Annotated in this window: 2 protein-coding genes and 1 pseudogene; 2 read left to right on the top strand and 1 reads right to left on the bottom strand. The window is 38.3% G+C overall.

What is annotated here, in order from left to right; genetic code table 11:
- Positions 1-381: pseudogene (locus tag AC0KSB_RS08055) on the top strand (IS1634 family transposase); the annotation flags it as partial.
- A gap of 345 nt (positions 382-726) precedes the next feature.
- Here the strand turns inward: AC0KSB_RS08055 and AC0KSB_RS08050 are convergent.
- Positions 727-3,171 (bottom strand): hypothetical protein, encoded by a 2,445-nt coding sequence (locus AC0KSB_RS08050; RefSeq protein ID WP_472308083.1) that lies wholly within the window; start codon positions 3,169-3,171, stop codon positions 727-729.
- Here AC0KSB_RS08050 and AC0KSB_RS08045 point away from each other — a divergent pair.
- Positions 3,170-3,388: transposase (locus AC0KSB_RS08045; protein WP_472307717.1), on the top strand; the 219-nt coding region annotated here is incomplete at its 3' end. The genes AC0KSB_RS08050 and AC0KSB_RS08045 overlap by 2 nt on opposite strands.

Raw genomic sequence — 3,388 nt, 5'->3', positions numbered from 1 at the left:
ATTGCGGTAAACAAGGGCAGATGGGAAATTGAAGCCTGTTTTCGAATTATGAAAAGTGAACTAAAGGCCAGACCTGTCTATCTAAAACGAGATGATCGTATTCTGGCTCACTTCCTGACCTGTTTTATAGCACTGCTGGTCTACCGAATCTTGACTAAGAAGATCCAATTGCGTCTGTCTGATGACAAGGCCAGCGGTGAAATGATTGTGAAAACACTTAGTGGAATGAATTTTCTGTTAAAGGATAACGATGGATATATTCCCACTTATACTCGAACTGACATAACAGATGCCCTACATGATGAGTTCGGATTCAGGACTGATTTAGAGTTTGTGCCCAAAAAAGAGATGCAAAAAATCGTCAAAAAGACAAAAAGTTAAAAGTAGACATTACGCACTTTTATATACAATGCTAAATGCCGAAAACGTCTGTAATACAGCCGTTTACGGCATTTCTCTTGCTTTCAACTGTCAAAGACAGGTTTACCAAATAATCATCGACTATTTATTTAGTATTACTTTGTTAGCATATTGCAAAAACCCCCACTTCACAACGAAGTGGAGGTCTTACAATAATATATGACAATGCTTGGTAATATGAATGAAATCTTGTTTTAATCAAGGAATCAAGTTTTAATTATTCTGTATCGCACTCTTTTCCTTAATTTACCTAGAATGTTTTCACCTGATGTCTTAAATGATGTCACGTCTCTTATGTCACAGATTTCAGTCATTATTATCCATAGCAATAGCCATCTTCTGTTTGCGGACTATGTATAGTTTGTAGCCTACGACTATCATCAGTAGTGTTCCCAGCAGTATCAGGTATACATTAGCAGGGCTGCTTTCACCTGTTTTTACTGTTTCACCTGAAGCAGGTATACTCGCTGCTATCTCTATAATCGCAAAGGTTGAGAAACTATCGGTTATAAATGTAACCATACCATCTTTTACGGTTGCTCTTAAGATCTCAACTGCTCCGCTTGATTTGATATGTGCCACTGCTATTCTGGCTGGATCAAATCCTTCAGGTATTGGCATTGTGATGCTTACTGTCTTGCCATCTATAGGCTGTACTGAAGCACCTGATGCTGTTATTGCCTGAATGTCAATCAGGAACAGCTGCTCTATACCGCTGATTGCTGAGTTCAGAGTAGCTATTGCTGATCTGAACTCTTCGCTGTCATTGCTTATTCTGCGGATTCTTAGAGTTACATCTTCACTGAATGCATCTTCCTGCATCTTAGCTACTGCCTGTAATCCATCCTGTGCTTCTACTGTCATTTCTACTTCGTTTTCACTAATTTCCTGAGTAGGAGCAGGTATTGAAGGAGTGGTAGGTTGTGTTGTCGGCTCGGTTAAATCAATAGGCTGAGCGCCAGGATCAGTTAGATCAGTAGGCTTAGTTGTAGGCTCTGGTTTAGCCGGTTGAGTGGGCTGTGTTGAATCAGGTTCTGGATTTGTCGGTTCAGGAGTAGGCTCTGTCTCGTATTCAAGTTCCTGCTCAAAAGCCAATATTGCTATTTCTAGATTATAGTCAGCTTCATCCACAATTGTCTGATCAAGCAAATCATTGCCTATAGCAGTAGTGCTGCGATTTGCTTTAGACAAAACAAGCTTAGCTTCTTCAAGAACTACAATTAAAGCTTCTCCAGCTGGTGTATTTCCTATGGTATAACCATCAGCCTGTGAAATTCTTGCTGCAAGCTCAGTTGTATCAACAACATTGATATAAAATGATAATTCTGTACCTGATTTCATTGTAAATAATATTTTGCATTTACCAATGTTTAAGGTTGCTAAAAAAGTTTTGCTTAAGTTATAGATATCGCCATCAATAGTATAATGATCATTTTCATATAATTCTCTAAGTTTATTTCCTTCAGGACCATAATATTCAATAGAATTTACAATATCACCATCTGGGATTAATTCAATTCCTATGTTATTATTATGATTGTTTGTCATAGATGCGGTTTTGTCAAAAAGAGAAACATTAGCTACAATCTCAGGATTGTGATCTTCTACTACCTCATCCGGCTCATAGTACACCTGAATTTCAGTCATACTAGGAGTCCAGTATTCACTTGAAAACTGTTTTGTTATTGCAAGCTGAAGTTTACTGCTTATAATATTTCCAAAATCCTCCAAAACACGATCTCTACCCATGCCTCCTGTAACAGAACAAAATGTTACCCAGTTCTGTGTTTCAGCTTCCCATCGACGCAGTTCAAAGTTTTCTATTCTTAAATTGGTCGAATGATCTGTATATTCATCAAGAAATATTTCATTAAATATAATTTCTTCTTCAAAATCCAGTGTTATCAGAATTGGATAATTCATCTGATCTGGATCAGAGCACGCCCATCTGGTTGTTTTATCACCGTCCACAAGTCTTGCTGCATAATAACCAGCAGCAGCTGGATGAGTATAATTTGCGATTATTGGCTTATTAAGAGCAAGATTGACTCTTTCAACTACGCCATCAGGTAAAAGATCCAACTCTTTTTCGACTGGGTTGTCAACTTTGACCCCTATAATGGATTCATGTAAGCCAATATCTACTTCTTGTCCATAATACAGATGTGTAGAAAAGAAATCTTTTATTCCGCTTGCAGGCGACCAATGCCCCGCGTCAATTAGTGGTGAATCGGACTGCAGCTTGAACTGCTCTGCAACCTGAATAATATTTTCAACACCAATGCCATCTTTATTATAGCTTAATGGATTGCCCACAAAGAGAGGGTTTCCTTCTACTCCGTGCTTATCATATGGCTGTATTTCTGAATAAGTGCCACCGGCTTCATAAAAGGCATTGCTGGAAAACACAGCTTTATCAAGAGCATTATTTCGTCTGTACCAAGTAGTTGGTGTCGTAGTTGAAGTGTTGTAAAAAATATTATTAAAGAAGTAAACTGTATCCTTAAAAACTTCATCGTGGAAATAATCTAATTTTGAGCCATCATATATAAATACATTGTTGACAAAATAAGTAGGCGAATAGTTGGTTGAGAGCATATTTTTTACTATTACACCATTGTCATTTATACTTAAATTATAGCGGGATAAAGTCCGTATACTTGGTGTAAATTGAGAAATAAAAAAGAGCCACGAGCTCGCTTTCGGTATAATAGGTTTTGCGAAACTAACAACTGAAAGGAATGAGATCATGGCTCAAGTACATCTTACACTGGAAGACGAAATTCTTAAAGACCTTATGCTTGGAAATCGGGAGAACGGGGTGGCGAAATTACTGGAAAAAGTATTTGATGCGGTGCTGCGAGGACAGGCCAGCGAACAATTGAATGCCGAGCCGTATGAGCGAAGTGATGGACGTGTCAGCTATCGGAATGGCTATCGCGAGCGTACCCTGACAACTAGAGTAGGA

The sequence above is a fragment of the Ercella succinigenes genome (assembly GCF_900002895.1).
This window is presented reverse-complemented; position numbering and strand designations above follow the sequence as displayed.

What these genes read in the sequence shown, in the direction of transcription:
- AC0KSB_RS08050 (WP_472308083.1), bottom strand. Translation starts at nt 3,171, where the DNA reads ATGATCTCATTCCTTTCAGTTGTTAGTTTCGCAAAACCTATTATACCG.